Origin of the sequence: Gilliamella sp. GillExp13 (assembly GCF_001690815.1) — a bacterium.
Lineage (GTDB): Bacteria > Pseudomonadota > Gammaproteobacteria > Enterobacterales > Orbaceae > Gilliamella > Gilliamella bombi.
This window is the reverse complement of record NZ_LZHJ01000059.1, coordinates 43,088-57,444: the sequence shown is the minus strand read 5'-3', so window position 1 is coordinate 57,444 and position 14,357 is coordinate 43,088. Positions and strand designations below refer to the sequence as shown.

Genomic DNA, 14,357 nt, shown 5'->3' with positions numbered 1-14,357 from the left:
TAACCACCCAAGGAGTAAGGAACAACCAATTAACAATTAGATAACAAAATTATTCAGCACTTGCTTGCATAGTTTTAGCATTTGGTTGCCAAACACGATATTTAATTTGCAAATCGTTCGGAACATAAAAGACTAACGGTAATTGGCTGTTATAGCTAAACAAACCTAAATTATGGTTGATTGTCACAAATTGATTTTTATTAGTACCTTCAGGGCAAACCATTAATGTTGAAATGTTACCAACAGTCTTTTCAACTACGTAATAAGAGTATCCCCAACCTTTAAGCTCTTCTTGCTTAACTACACCACCTAAATTTTGCAAATTACAATCAACATTCATTTCTTTACCAATGATCACCTCAACTTTCGCATTGTTTTCATTAGCAATAGTTGGTAAATGAATAGCATACCGCGTATAGCCAACTTGAGCTGCAGGGAATGGCGCTATATCATTGACACTTTGTGCAACAGGTTGCGTTTTTTGTGAATTTGCGCATGCTGTTAATGCTACACCTAATAATGTTAATAACAATAATTTTTTCATTTTTATCTCCTTTAACTAATTAATCATAAACACCATCGTATTAATTTTCAGTGATAATGCGTATAATAACACCATCTAGATTAATAAAATTGGTGTAAAAATGCCAGCAGAAAAAAATACTACCGATTTACTTAAATTGATTTTAAACCTGTTAATAATTGGTTTACTAATCATTATTACCTATCGTGTTGTTGAAGTTTTTTTATTCGGTTTCTTCTGGGCGGTGATGGTCGTAATTGCCACTTGGCCCTTAATGATAAAAATACAACGAAAATTATTTAACAAACGCTGGCTATCACTACTAGTAATGGCACTAATATTAGCCTTTGTTTGTATTATACCTTTCATATTAATTATTAGCTCGGTAGCACAAAACGGTCACCATCTTATTGAATGGGCAAAAACGCTATCTCACCAAAAACTACCAACACTTGACTGGCTTGAAAGCGTACCTGCCTTCGGCTCTGAACTACACCAAAAATGGTTAAACTTAATACAAACTGATGGCTCTGATTTAGTTTCAAGCATACAACCTTATATTGGCACCATGATAGGTTGGCTACTTGAGCAAGCCACCAATATTGGACTATTTATCTTTCATGCTGGTGTAATGATTATTTTTAGTCTATTGCTATTTTTAAAAGGCGAAAGTATCACCAAATACGTTTACCTACTAGCCAACCGATTATCAAAACAATATGGCGAAATCATTGTCACATTAGCAGGACAATCCATTCGAGCTGTTGCTCTTGGTGTTGTGGTTACTGCCATTACCTTAGCCTTAATTGGTGGATTAAGTTTTATATTAACCGACATGCCGTTACCAGGTATACTCACTCTAATTTTATTTATTTGTTGTGTCGCACAAATTGGTCCTGTGATTGTAATGCTTGGGTGCATTTTTTGGCAATTTTGGGCGGGCAACACCATAGCTGGTATCGTATTAATTGTTGTGGCAATTATCTTAACCACCTTAGATAGCGTAATGCGAGCTTACTTAATAAAAAAAGGTGCCAATTTACCGTTTTTACTTATATTATTTGGTGTGATTGGTGGCTTACTTGGCTTTGGTATAATGGGATTATTTATTGGTCCTGTCGTACTAGCTTTAACTTACAAAATAATTCAAACTTGGGTTGATGAACAATCTTAAACAATTTATTATCACCCAGTAAGAAGCATAAGAGCATAAACAAGTTGCTAAATACGCTACATGACTTAAAGCAACTGAGCTAAAATGCATACAAATTAAAAGGAGTGTTATTTTTACTGGCTTAGCTTATTATTAGAAAACAAGTTTCTAAAGTAACTTGACAGTTATAATGACAAAAAATAATGCGAATACCATTTATAAAATACAATCACCAAAAGCATCTTGACGAATTAGGTAAAATTCAGCAAGATGCCAAGCAATATCATATCTACTATACTCCAAAAGCATATCGACTGGCTTTAATTGAAAATATAAAAAGAGCCCAGCACCGAATTTATATAGTTGCGCTCTATCTAGAGCAAGATGAGGCTGGTCAAGAAATTCTTAATGAACTGTACCAAATCAAACGGCAACGCCCTAATTTAGATATCAAAATATTTGTTGACTGGCACCGTGCACAGCGGGGTAGAATTGGCGAAGAAAAAGCCCATACCAACGCCAATTATTATTACCAACTAAAACAGCAATATCCAGATATTGACATTCCTATTTATGGTGTACCTGTCAATCGTCGTGAAGTACTAGGCGTACTGCATTTAAAAGGTTTTATTATTGATAATACTGTCATTTATAGTGGGGCTAGCATTAATAACGTATACCTACACAAGCGTGAAAAATACCGTTACGACCGTTATCACTTTATTACTAACCCACTATTAGCAGACAGCATGGTGCAGTTTATTCACGACCACTTTTTACCATATCAAGCGTTGCAACTACTTAATACTGGCACCCATAAAACCCGCAAACAAATTAAGTCTGAAATTAAAGAGCTACGCCAACACTTAATGAATACCAACTACCAATATAACAGCAATACCGACAACAACACCTTATCGGTTGCACCAATAATGGGGCTTGGTCGCAATAACTCGCTCAACAAAATCATCCATCATTTAATCAACGTAGCCGAACAAAAAATCATATTTTGCACGCCGTACTTTAATTTGCCTAACATCCTAGTTCGCGATATCATTCGCTTGCTTCGTAAAGGTCGTCAAGTTGAACTGATTATTGGTGATAAAGAAGCAAATGATTTTTATATTCCACCAGACCAACCTTTTAACATATCAGGTGGATTACCCTACTTATACGAAATCAATTTAAGAAGCTTTATTGAGCGCCTACAATCTTTTATTGACAAAGAGCAACTTATCATACGTCTGTGGAAGGATGGAGAGCAAACCTATCATCTTAAAGGTATCTGGGTGGACAATACTTGGGTACTTATAACAGGCAACAACCTAAATCCACGCGCTTGGCGACTTGATCTGGAAAATGGCATATTAATACATGATCCAAAGCAAGAATTAAGCCATAAATTTAACCAAGAACTTGACACTATTCGTCAAAAAACCACATTGATCACACATTTTCAACAAATCCAAGCGAGTCAATTTTATCCAAGTCAAGTTCATAAGTTGATAAAGCGACTGAGCCGCATTAAAGTGGATAGGATTATTAAGCGGTTGTTGTAAAGGTAAGATGTTTTGAAAGAAAAGGTTTCTTAAAAAACATAATAAAAACAATATTTTTTCAACTAATTTTGAGAAAAAAGCGCTTTTGCTGTTTAACAACAAAAGCGCAAATTTGATCTAGACTTCATATTAAAGGTCTACAGATAGGTGCGTTCTAATCATTGCAGTAAGGCAATATCGCCTTTAACAAGAAAAGCACATATAGAATTAAGGGGTAACACAAGCCATAAAGTGACTATTAGCTGTACTCTGCAGAAAAATCCCCCCATCGGCTGAATAAACACCATATAGACTGCCATTATATGAATTAGCCCAATATCCTGTATCATTAGCCCAGTTGTTACCAATACTGAGATTCCAATCACTACCTTCATAGAAATTATTCATAGTATTGGCAGTAAAACCCCACTCGTTAAATAGTCCGCCAACCCATTTACCGCTAATATCTTTATAACTGACTTTTCGTTGACAGTTATTAATACTTCTTCCAGGTAAACCTTCTGTCCAACCAGCTCCATTCCCATTGGTATAGTCATTTATATCGGGAATTCGATAACCATTACCTAAATTACGACAAAAGTTTTGAGCATCCGCATACCCATATCTTACTGTGATTCCTGGTTGAGAGATATACCAACGTTCTATCTTAAAGCTATACAGTAATTTTGTATGATTTACATCAGAGTAAAGCTTAAATAACGAAGGGGAAAAAGCCTTATTACTTGAATTTATCGAAGGGCCTTTTAATATAATCTTTAGTGCTTGTTCGCCACCAGGATAAAGGTTACCATCTCTAATACAAGTTCTACATATCCTATCAGTGTCAATAGCCCAATGTTGTGTATTCTCTTTGCTTAACGATAATGATACACCACTACCGCTAACCGCACTCACCATTGTACCATTTGCAGCTATAACTTGTTCAGGAGAGATTCCTCCCAATAATAAATAGAAATATAACCTATCAGATCCTGTCGTCGGAAAGTTTTCTGCTATATTGCTATTATTTGTGACTTTAAACCCTTTTAACGAAACCCAATTTGGACCATCCATATCCCAAATGGTAGTACCAAAAGCATGGTCATCGTAAGCTAAATTTGGTTGCGCATAGCAAGCAACTGGCCTATTCATATTGGCATTAATATAGTAACTATGCTCATTACCAGTAAAATTGCTACTATTGGGAACACCATACTGCGTCGATAAGGTGCTTGCAGTTGCTGTTAAGGTAAGTTTATAAGGCCCATCACAAAGATTTAGCCGTCTATTCGGATTTGCTTTAACTTCTCCTGTAATATCTGTACCATTTTTATCTTGCCATTTTATGGTTAAATTTCCTGTTGCATTTATATTATCATCGCCATCATCGTCTCGACCATAATTATAAGGTGAATCCATTAATTCGCTTAATTGAATTCTTGGGTAATTTACCAATGGTACTATTGCTTGTATATCAGCAAATGTATCTGTTATATTTGGCATTTCAATTGGTGCATCTACGTTAGATTGATCTATTACTGCATTGGGATAAAGTGCACTATTTGCTCCCTGAGGAATATAACTAATATTTGGTAGTCTTATACCCAATAAATCTTCCATACTAACAACTTTAGTTACACCATCAATACTTAAATATGGTGCAGAGCCTTGAATGACCTGTGATGTCTTTGCCGATAACGCCTGCGAGCTCAGCGAATAAGGCAATAAAAGCAATGGAGCAAAAACCAGCGGTGACTTGGATAGCAATCTAAAAATCAAAGATACCCTTGCCAACAACTTTATCGATTTCGATAGATTTGGTGATAAAAATAAGAATCGAATCTGTTTTTGACTACTGTGAAATTGAAAAAGATTTAAGGCGTAGGGTTGCCAGGCCTGGTGCCTGGTGCCTATTATGATATCGCATAACATTCTACCTGTCAAGTAATTCGTTGTTTTATTTGTGTTTTTATGATTATTTGCTTATTTAATAAGCATTATTATACTAAATAATGCGTCGAAATTATAGCTGGTTAAACACTAAAGAGCTAGTATTTTGTTAATTTATTGTAATGTCTTGAATACGATTGAAACATTACAAAAAACTTAGCGTAAATATTTTTTCGCTATATTTTATCGTCATTTATAAAAGTCAAATTACTCATGCCATATTTATGGAAAAGCCCTTTAACGGAAATACTCACTTTAATTTTTTTAAAATAGGGCTTAGGCAGATATTTTCTGAACCTAGTATATAGTCATGGATCGGCTACACTATGTGCCCATTTATTGCTTTAGTATGCCTTATTATCTTGTAAAAAAGATTCAGGAGTTTATACCGTTTCATATCTCAACGAGTCGTTAAAAACTACTAGCTTGAAGATCTTGTTTTTGTAGTCGATTTAAACCGAGCAAGACAAGCTGATAAATGTTGAATATTGATTAAACATTCTTTTTTATTTTTGATCTTTTAAGAAAGTAATTTTGAGACAACTACTGGCATAAATGTAATGCCAGTGCCAAATAATTTTTTTGCTATTTCAGGATGAAGTCCTAGATATCAACAAATATAGATCTTTTTAATATCAAGTAATTTAGGAAAAATTTAACTTTTTAAAAGAATTAGGATGTTGATATTAAACGCTTTGGCAATAATTTGTTATTATGCATTATACCAGCGCCAATAAATTGCTTTCCTTGATAAATTCGCACTAAGGTTTCAACTTTCGTGGAGCTTTCAAGTTCAATGGTTCTTCCTAATAATATATCTTTACCCTGCGTATCGCTAAGGGTAACTTTTGGGCGATCTTGCAATGGGCTGTCGATCGGCATTAGTAGATCATCTTTAAGTTCGATATTTTGTAACTGTTCTAACGTAACCATGTTTTCAATCGGGTAATTGGTAACTTGTAAACGCCTTAAATAAATAACGTGTGCTCCGCAACCCAATAATTCCCCTAAATCATCAATAATGGTTCGGATGTAGGTGCCTTTTGAGCAGTGTATTTCTAACGTTAATTCGTTTTTTATTGTATCAAATTGGATAAATTGATTTTCGTAAACGGTAATTGGTCTAGCTTCACGTTCAACCACAATACCTTGGCGAGCATATTGGTAAAGCGGTTTTCCTTGATATTTTAATGCCGAAAACATAGTTGGCACTTGTAAAATATCACCGCGAAAATGTGTTAAAGCTTGGTTGATTTGTAATTCAGTCACTTTAACAGGTTTGGTACATATAATTTGACCATCGGCATCAGATGTATCGGTTCGTTCTCCTAGTTTGGCGATCACACGATAACGCTTATCTGAATCCAATAAATATTGTGAAAATTTGGTTGCTTCACCAAAACAGATAGGAAGCATCCCTGTCGCTAGTGGATCAAGAGCTCCCGTATGCCCTGCCTTTTTAGCATTAAATAACCATTTTACTTTTTGCAACGCATCGTTTGATGTCATGCCTTGCGTTTTGTCTAGCAACAAAACGCCGTGAAGATCACGGCGAGTTTTTTTTATATTCATCATTTTTATACTGAAACACATAGTTACCTGAAACTTTTTGACAGAGTTCAGGACTATTTTTTAATATTAATCTTTATGACGCTCATTATCTTGTTTGATAACATCCGCCACCAAACTCGACATTTGCATACCTTTAACTAGCGACTCATCGTAAAAGAATTTTATCTCTGGAATGATTCGCAAACGCATCGCTTTGCCAATTAAGGTTCGAATGTAACCTTTAGCATCATTAAGTACCGTTAATCCTTGTTCAATAACTTGTGGATCATCGTCATTCAAAAAAGTCACAAAAACTTTGGCATACGAAAGATCACGCGAGATATCAACGCCTGAAACAGTTACCATACCAAGACGAGGGTCTTTGATTTCTCGTTGTAAGATAATTGCAATTTCTTTTTGTAATTCATGCCCAACTCGAGATGAACGATTAAATGCTTTTGCCATATCTATTTTCCTTATAAATGAATAAGCAAGGACTATACCTTGCTTATAACATCAAATACGTTGTAATTAGATCGTACGTTTGATTTCGATAGTTTCAAAAACTTCAATCGTGTCGCCAACACGAACATCGTTGTAGTTACGCACACCAATACCACATTCGGTTCCATTACGTACTTCGTTAACATCATCTTTAAAGCGACGTAATGATTCAAGTTCGCCTTCATAGATAACAACGTTATCACGCAATACACGAATTGGGTTGTGACGTTTAACAACACCTTCGGTTACCATACAACCTGCAATTGCACCAAATTTAGGTGATTTAAACACATCACGCACTTGAGCAAGACCAATAATTTCTTGTTTGTATTCTGGTGCAAGCATACCGCTCATGGCTTGTTTAACTTCGTCAATTAGATCATAAATAACAGAGTAATAACGTAGATCTAAATTTTCTGATTCAATTACTTTACGAGCTGAAGCATCGGCACGAACGTTAAAGCCTAAAATGATCGCATTTGATGCAGCAGCCAGTGATGCGTCAGTTTCGGTTATACCACCCACACCTGATCCAATAATTTTAACTTTAACTTCATCTGTTGATAGTTTAAGTAATGAATCAGAAATCGCCTCAGCAGAACCTTGAACATCTGCTTTTAGAACAATATTAAGTTCAGAAACATCGCCTTCTGTCATGTTGGTAAACATGTTTTCAAGCTTCGCCTTTTGTTGACGAGCAAGTTTTACATCACGGAATTTACCTTGTCGATAAAGCGCAACTTCACGAGCTTTCTTTTCATCGCGTACAACAGTAGCTTCGTCACCAGCTGATGGTACTCCAGACAAGCCAAGAATTTCAACTGGTATTGATGGACCAGCTTCAGTCACTTCTTTACCTAGTTCATTACGCATCGCTCGGATACGACCGTATTCAAATCCACAAAGTACGATATCACCTTTATGCAATGTACCTGATTGAACAAGTACTGTTGCAACTGAACCACGACCCTTATCAAGGAATGATTCAATCACAACGCCGCTTGCCATACCTGTTTCGTACGCGGTTAATTCAAGCACTTCAGCTTGTAGTAAGATGGCTTCAAGTAGTTGATCAATACCAGTACCTGCTTTAGCAGACACATGAACAAACTGAGTATCACCACCCCAATCTTCTGACATCACGCCATATTGTGCAAGTTCGCCTTTTACACGCTCTGGATCAGCTTCAGGTTTATCAATTTTGTTAACAGCAACAACAATTGGTACATTTGCCGCTTTAGCATGTTGGATTGCTTCTATAGTTTGAGGCATTACACCATCATCAGCAGCAACAACAAGTACTACAATATCCGTTGCTTTAGCACCACGCGCACGCATAGAGGTAAACGCCGCATGACCTGGAGTATCTAAGAAAGTTATTTCTCCATTTGGAGTTTTAACATGATAAGCACCGATATGTTGTGTAATTCCACCAGCTTCGCCTGAAGCCACTTTTGCTTTACGAATATAGTCAAGTAAAGAGGTTTTACCATGGTCAACGTGTCCCATAATGGTAACTACAGGTGCACGAGAAACTTTTTCTGCACCTGTATCACGATCGCTCATAAGAGATTCTTCGAGCTCATTTTCACGACGAAGTACTACTTTATGTCCCATTTCTTCAGCCACTAATTGTGCTGTTTCTTGATCGATAACTTGATTAATAGTTGCCATTGCCCCCATTTTCATCATAGTTTTGATCACTTCGGAACCTTTTACTGCCATTTTATTCGCTAATTCAGCAACGGTAATGGTTTCACCAATAACAACATCACGATTAACCGCTTGGACAGGTTTAGTAAAACTTTGTTGCAACGTGCTTTTACCTTTCTTTTTATTATGGCCGCCACGAGTCACAGCTCGAGCTTCTTCACGTTCCGCTTTGCCTTCTGATAGCTTGTTGCCTTTTTTCTGTTTAGTTTGTTTAGTATTTCGACCACGTCCACGAGCGCTTTCAACTTCACGGTCAGTTTCATCTTCTGCTGCTCTAGCGTATTTAGAGGTTGTCACATGATAATCTTCATCTTCTGTATGATCACTATCATCAACTTCATTATATTGTTCTGCTAGCTTACGAGCTTCTTCAGCCATACGCTTGGCATCTTCCTCTAATTTTCGACGATTTTCTTCTTCCGCTTTACGTTTAATTTCATTCGCTTCAGCTTCTAATCGTGCTTTTTCTTCTTGCGCTTTTTTTACTTTTGGATCAACTACTCGCTCTTGTGCCGCTTTCGCTTTTTCCTCTTGAGCACGCTTTTTCGCTTCTTCTTCAGCTTTCTTTTCTTTTTCTTCCGCTTCTTTACGCGCTTTTAATTCGGCTTCTTGTTTCGCTTTTAGTTCTGCTTCTAAGCGTGCTTTTTCTTGCTCCGCCGCAATTTCAGCTGGATCGCGTTTAACAAAAGTTCGTTTTTTACGAACTTCTACTTTTATTTCTTTGCTTTTGCCACCACCGCTCGACACATTTAAGGTTGAGTGCGTCTTACGTTGCAATGTTAACTTTGTTGGACCTTGCTGAGGTTTTAAATGAGCAAGCAAAGCTTCTTTCTCCTTTTGTGTGACAGTGTCTGTTGCAGATTTCTTCATACCTGCATCAGCAAACTGTTGCAAAAGTGTTTGCACTGGTGTATTGATTTCTTGAGCCAGTGTTTCTATTGATACTTTGGTCATGTATTACTTTTCCTCAATTATTCATCTGCAAACCAACAAATATTACGAGCAGCCATAATAAAATCGCCTGCTTGTTCGTTTGTTATACCTTCAATTTCAGCTAAATCATCAGTACCTTGTTCTGCTAAATCTTCCAAAGTAATGATGTCATGTTGTACTAATTGATAAGCTAACTCTTGTGTCATACCAGGTAGATTTAGCAAATCTTGAGCTGGTTGTTTTTCGCCACTATTTGCTAGTGCAAGTGTTGTTAATGCATCTTTTGCTCGCGTTCTTAAAGCTTCAACAAGATCTTCATCAAGTTCTTCAATTTCAAGCAATTCGTCAACTGGCACATAGGCAAGTTCCTCAAGTGAGGTAAAGCCTTCTTCAACTAATAACTGTGCAAGCCCTTCATCAATATCAAGATGTTTCATCAAATTATTGATTGCAGCAAAAGATTCTGCATGATGTTTTTCTTGTAAATCTTCGTTACTCATCACATTTAGAGTCCAGCCAGTAAGCTGTGAAGCTAAACGGATATTTTGACCATTTCGACCAATGGCTTGTGGTAAAGTTTCAGCATTGACGGCTACATCCATGGTGTGTTTGTCTTCATCAACAACAATTGAAACAACATCTGCCGGCGCCATAGCATTAATTACGTATTGTGCAGGATTATCGTCCCATAAAACAATGTCAATACGTTCTCCACCAAATTCATTAGATACTGCTTGTACGCGCGCACCACGCATACCAACACAAGCACCAACAGGGTCAATACGACGATCATTACTACTAACTGCGATTTTAGCACGTGAGCCAGGATCACGAGCCACGCCTTTGATGTCAATCATCTCTTCACCAATTTCAGGGACTTCAATGCGGAATAACTCTTCCATCATTTCAGGGTTTGAACGGCTAATGCATAGTTGTGCAGGTTTATTATTTTGTTCTACAAGATATAAAATACCACGGACACGATCGCCTATACGGAAGTTTTCACGCGGTAACATATCATGGCGTGACATCATTGCGTCTGCATTGTTACCTAAATCAAGAATCACGCTATCGCGATTGGTTTTTTTGACAATTCCAGTCACAATATCACCAATACGATTTCTAAACATGTCAATGATCATTGCACGCTCAGCTTCGCGTACCTTTTGTACGATAACTTGTTTTGCTGTTTGTGTGGTTATACGGTCAAAAGCAACGGATTCAATTTGCTCTTCAACGTAATCACCAAGTTTAACAGATGGGTCTTCGTATTGTGCAGCGTCTAATGTCATTTCTTTAGTTGGTTGCGTAACTTCATCAACAACAAGCCAACGGCGGAAAGTATCGTAATCACCTGTTTTATGATCTATTTTAACAACAACGTCAATATCAACATTATGCTTCTTTTTTGTGGCCGTTGCTAATGCGGTTTCTAAAGCTTCGAAAATTTTATCACGCGTAAGTGCTTTTTCGTTTGATACAGCTTCAACAACAGCTAAAATTTCTTTATTCATCCTTTACATCCGTACTCTATTTAAGGTTAAAATTAGGTACAATATTCGCTTTTTGAATATTACTAAAAGCAAATACTTCATCTTTATCATCTACAATTAATGTAATCATTTGGCTATCGATAGACTTAATTTGTCCTTTCCATTTACGGCGATTAGCAACAGGTATACGTAGACTGACTGTAACTTCTTCACCAATAAACCGCTGATAATGCTCGAGCGTAAACAAAGGTCTGTCCATTCCTGGTGATGAAACTTCAAGATTGTAAGCATCTTTGATCGGGTCTTCTACATCAAGCACCGCACTGATTTGACGGCTTGCATCAGCACAATCATCAACCGTAATACCATTTTCACTATCAATATAGACTCGTAGTATAGGATAACGACCACGAATATATTCAACTCCGACTAATTCAAAACCAAGTGCATTAACTGGCTCTTGGATAATATCGGTTAATTGTTGTTCTATATTAGCCAAACAAACCTCCACAGCAGAAAATAAAAAAGGGCATAAAGCCCAACATTCTTTTTAAACTTACGCTTAAATCACTACACGAAAAAAAACCTCGACATGCGAGGCTTACATTCAAAAACTAACTATAATGAAGCCACTTTATTCGAACTTTCAGACAATAACAGGATAGATTGGTTTATGAATGAAAATTTAAGTGGTTGCGGGGGCTGGATTTGAACCAACGACCTTCGGGTTATGAGCCCGACGAGCTACCAAGCTGCTCCACCCCGCGATAGATGAATGAGAATTATACGGCATTTTAAATAAAATGCAACTGCAAATCACACCGATTTTATCAGTAAAATTAAAATTATTAAAAATATGTTACACGTCAATTTTAATATATATACCACTTAACTTAAGCATAATTGTTTAACTTATATTGGCACAATAATTCCATTTTCAAGCCTATTATTGTGCCCACTATTTAGTACTATAAAGTAATATAAATTACTTGCTAGTTGCCTGTTTCATTGATTGAACAAATTTGGCTAATTGGCTAAGCATTTGTTCGGGATTGTCGAGGTTTTTCTCAATAATTTTTACTGTTGCCGATCCGCTAATTGCCCCAACTGCACCGGATTTAATCGCTTCGCTAACTTGAGTCGGTTCTGAAATACCAAACCCTTGTAACGCAGGTGGAGCGCCAAACTCAACTAATTTTTTGATCAGATGGGTAAGCGGTTTGTTAGCTCGATTTTCAGCACCAGTAACACCTGCTCGTGATACCAAATAGGTATAACCTTTGCCTTGCTTAGCAATACTTTGAATGACTTTATCATCAGCATTTGGTGGACAAATAAAAATCGGTGCTATATTGTATTTTTCGGCGGCCACTGTAAATTCTTGTGCATATTGAGCTGGCAAATCAGCAATCAATACTGAATCAACTCCCGCTTTGGCACACTTGGCATAAAAGTCGTCGATACCATTTTTGAAAACTAAATTAGCATAAATAAGTAATCCTATTGGAATATTGATGTATTGCGCTCTGACATTGGTTAAAATTTCAAAACACTTTTCAACTGTTATTCCTGCTTTAAATGCCCGAATATTGGCATTTTGAATAGTTGGACCATCGGCCATAGGATCTGAAAATGGGATCCCTAGCTCTAGTGCATCAGCGCCAGATTCAATTAAAGTTTGAATGATTTTAAATGACAGTTCTGGCGTTGGATCACCAACTGGAACAAAAGGAACAAAAGCACCTCGTTTTTCGGCTGTTAATGTTGCAAACAGTTTTTGATAACGGCTCATTCTATTTCTCCTTTTGCTTTTAAAATATCATAAACGGTAAAGATATCTTTATCGCCACGCCCTGACAGATTAACTATTAGTAGCTGTTCTTTAGTTGGATTTTCTTTTATCATTTTCATAGCATAAGCTAATGCGTGTGATGATTCTAACGCAGGAATAATACCTTCATGCCGTGATAACGCTTTAAATGCATCAAGCGCTTCATCATCAGTAATTGAAACATAATCAGCACGACCAATACTATCTAAATACGCATGCTGTGGACCAACTGATGGAAAATCTAACCCTGCCGATATTGAATAAGATTCTTCAATTTGTCCTTCTTCCGTTTGCATCATCGGTGATTTCATACCGAAATAGATGCCAAGCTTACCATGCTTTAACGAAGCGCCATGTTCGCCACTTTCAATCCCATGACCTCCTGGCTCTACACCAATTAATTTGACGGATTTATCATCAATAAAATTAGCAAACATACCAATTGCGTTTGAACCACCACCAACACATGCAATTACTGCATCAGGCAAACGTCCTTCTTTTTCAAGGATTTGTTGTTTAGCTTCACGGCTGATCATCTGTTGAAACTCACGTACAATTGTTGGAAAAGGATGCGGACCTGCTGCAGTACCTAACATATAATGCGCTTTTTCATAACTGCCAGACCAATCACGTAATGCCTCGTTACACGCATCTTTTAAAGTCGCTGAACCAGTTTCAACTGGGATGACTGTTGCGCCCATCAACCGCATTCTAAATACGTTAGGTGCTTGGCGTTTAACATCTTTTGCACCCATATAAATTCGGCATTTTAAGCCAAGTAGTGCGCAGGCTAAAGCCGAAGCAACACCATGTTGCCCTGCACCTGTTTCGGCTATAATTTCAGTTTTGCCCATTCTTTTAGCAAGCAATGCTTGTCCTAAAACTTGGTTAGTTTTGTGTGCACCACCATGCACTAAATCTTCTCGTTTTAAGTAAAGCTTGGTTTTGGTGCCTGCCGTTAGATTTTTACATAAAGTTAATGCTGTTGGTCTACCAGCATAGTTAACTAATAAGTCGTTAAACTCTTTCTGAAAGTTTGGATCGTTGACTGCAGAGATAAAAGCATCTTCAAGTTGTTCAAGCACTGGCATTAATATTTGAGGAACATATTGCCCACCAAATTCGCCAAAGTAAGGATTTAACTTAGACATAACTATTCCTTTTTTTT

The 14,357-nt window shown here is 37.0% G+C and carries 11 protein-coding genes and 1 tRNA gene; 2 read left to right on the top strand and 10 right to left on the bottom strand.

All coding sequences use genetic code 11. The features are described from left to right. Window positions 1-49: 49 nt before the first annotated feature. On the bottom strand, window positions 50-544 hold the full coding sequence (gene eco, locus A9G37_RS04240; protein WP_065574714.1) for a serine protease inhibitor ecotin: 495 nt from the start codon (window positions 542-544) through the stop codon (window positions 50-52). A gap of 100 nt (window positions 545-644) precedes the next feature. On the opposite strand from eco, the gene ydiK reads away from it, so the two are divergent. Then, the gene (gene ydiK / locus A9G37_RS04235; RefSeq protein ID WP_065574713.1) at window positions 645-1,697 is read left to right on the top strand and encodes an AI-2E family transporter YdiK; all 1,053 of its coding nucleotides are present in this window, start codon (window positions 645-647) and stop codon (window positions 1,695-1,697) included. 182 nt (window positions 1,698-1,879) lie between these two features. Beyond that, the gene (gene pssA / locus A9G37_RS04230) at window positions 1,880-3,235 is read left to right on the top strand and encodes a CDP-diacylglycerol--serine O-phosphatidyltransferase (protein WP_065574712.1); all 1,356 of its coding nucleotides are present in this window, start codon (window positions 1,880-1,882) and stop codon (window positions 3,233-3,235) included. Window positions 3,236-3,442: 207 nt separating this feature from the next. Here pssA and A9G37_RS04225 read toward each other — a convergent pair whose 3' ends face one another. The 9 genes from A9G37_RS04225 to trpB form a co-directional block, all read right to left on the bottom strand. Continuing rightward, a complete protein-coding gene (locus A9G37_RS04225) occupies window positions 3,443-4,981 on the bottom strand; it encodes a hypothetical protein (protein WP_141671049.1) in 1,539 nt (512 codons plus the stop codon). A gap of 855 nt (window positions 4,982-5,836) precedes the next feature. After that, the gene (truB, locus tag A9G37_RS04220) at window positions 5,837-6,736 is read right to left on the bottom strand and encodes a tRNA pseudouridine(55) synthase TruB (protein ID WP_141671051.1); all 900 of its coding nucleotides are present in this window, start codon (window positions 6,734-6,736) and stop codon (window positions 5,837-5,839) included. 66 nt (window positions 6,737-6,802) lie between these two features. After that, on the bottom strand, window positions 6,803-7,180 hold the full coding sequence (gene rbfA / locus A9G37_RS04215) for a 30S ribosome-binding factor RbfA (protein WP_065560170.1): 378 nt from the start codon (window positions 7,178-7,180) through the stop codon (window positions 6,803-6,805). Between the two features lie 66 nt (window positions 7,181-7,246). Further along, window positions 7,247-9,886: a translation initiation factor IF-2 gene (infB, locus tag A9G37_RS04210; protein WP_065574709.1), complete on the bottom strand. Its 2,640-nt coding sequence runs from the start codon at window positions 9,884-9,886 to the stop codon at window positions 7,247-7,249. 17 nt (window positions 9,887-9,903) lie between these two features. Further along, window positions 9,904-11,379 carry a transcription termination factor NusA gene (gene nusA / locus A9G37_RS04205; RefSeq protein WP_034910699.1) on the bottom strand — a complete coding sequence of 492 codons (1,476 nt, stop codon included), beginning with the start codon at window positions 11,377-11,379 and terminating at the stop codon, window positions 9,904-9,906. 16 nt (window positions 11,380-11,395) lie between these two features. Next, on the bottom strand, window positions 11,396-11,857 hold the full coding sequence (gene rimP / locus A9G37_RS04200) for a ribosome maturation factor RimP (RefSeq protein WP_034910697.1): 462 nt from the start codon (window positions 11,855-11,857) through the stop codon (window positions 11,396-11,398). Between the two features lie 191 nt (window positions 11,858-12,048). Then, window positions 12,049-12,125 (bottom strand) — tRNA-Met (locus A9G37_RS04195). Between the two features lie 218 nt (window positions 12,126-12,343). Continuing rightward, window positions 12,344-13,150, bottom strand: a complete 807-nt coding sequence (trpA, locus tag A9G37_RS04190; protein ID WP_065560174.1) for a tryptophan synthase subunit alpha — start codon at window positions 13,148-13,150, stop codon at window positions 12,344-12,346. Then, window positions 13,147-14,340 (bottom strand): tryptophan synthase subunit beta, encoded by a 1,194-nt coding sequence (gene trpB, locus A9G37_RS04185; protein ID WP_065560175.1) that lies wholly within the window; start codon window positions 14,338-14,340, stop codon window positions 13,147-13,149. Before trpB ends, trpA begins: the two co-directional genes overlap by 4 nt. Window positions 14,341-14,357: the final 17 nt, after the last annotated feature.

What these genes read in the sequence shown, in the direction of transcription:
- eco (WP_065574714.1), bottom strand. Translation starts at nt 544, where the DNA reads ATGAAAAAATTATTGTTATTAACATTATTAGGTGTAGCATTAACAGCA.
- ydiK (WP_065574713.1), top strand. Translation starts at nt 645, where the DNA reads ATGCCAGCAGAAAAAAATACTACCGATTTACTTAAATTGATTTTAAAC.
- pssA (WP_065574712.1), top strand. Translation starts at nt 1,880, where the DNA reads ATGCGAATACCATTTATAAAATACAATCACCAAAAGCATCTTGACGAA.
- truB (WP_141671051.1), bottom strand. Translation starts at nt 6,736, where the DNA reads ATGAATATAAAAAAAACTCGCCGTGATCTTCACGGCGTTTTGTTGCTA.
- rbfA (WP_065560170.1), bottom strand. Translation starts at nt 7,180, where the DNA reads ATGGCAAAAGCATTTAATCGTTCATCTCGAGTTGGGCATGAATTACAA.
- infB (WP_065574709.1), bottom strand. Translation starts at nt 9,886, where the DNA reads ATGACCAAAGTATCAATAGAAACACTGGCTCAAGAAATCAATACACCA.
- nusA (WP_034910699.1), bottom strand. Translation starts at nt 11,379, where the DNA reads ATGAATAAAGAAATTTTAGCTGTTGTTGAAGCTGTATCAAACGAAAAA.
- trpA (WP_065560174.1), bottom strand. Translation starts at nt 13,150, where the DNA reads ATGAGCCGTTATCAAAAACTGTTTGCAACATTAACAGCCGAAAAACGA.
- trpB (WP_065560175.1), bottom strand. Translation starts at nt 14,340, where the DNA reads ATGTCTAAGTTAAATCCTTACTTTGGCGAATTTGGTGGGCAATATGTT.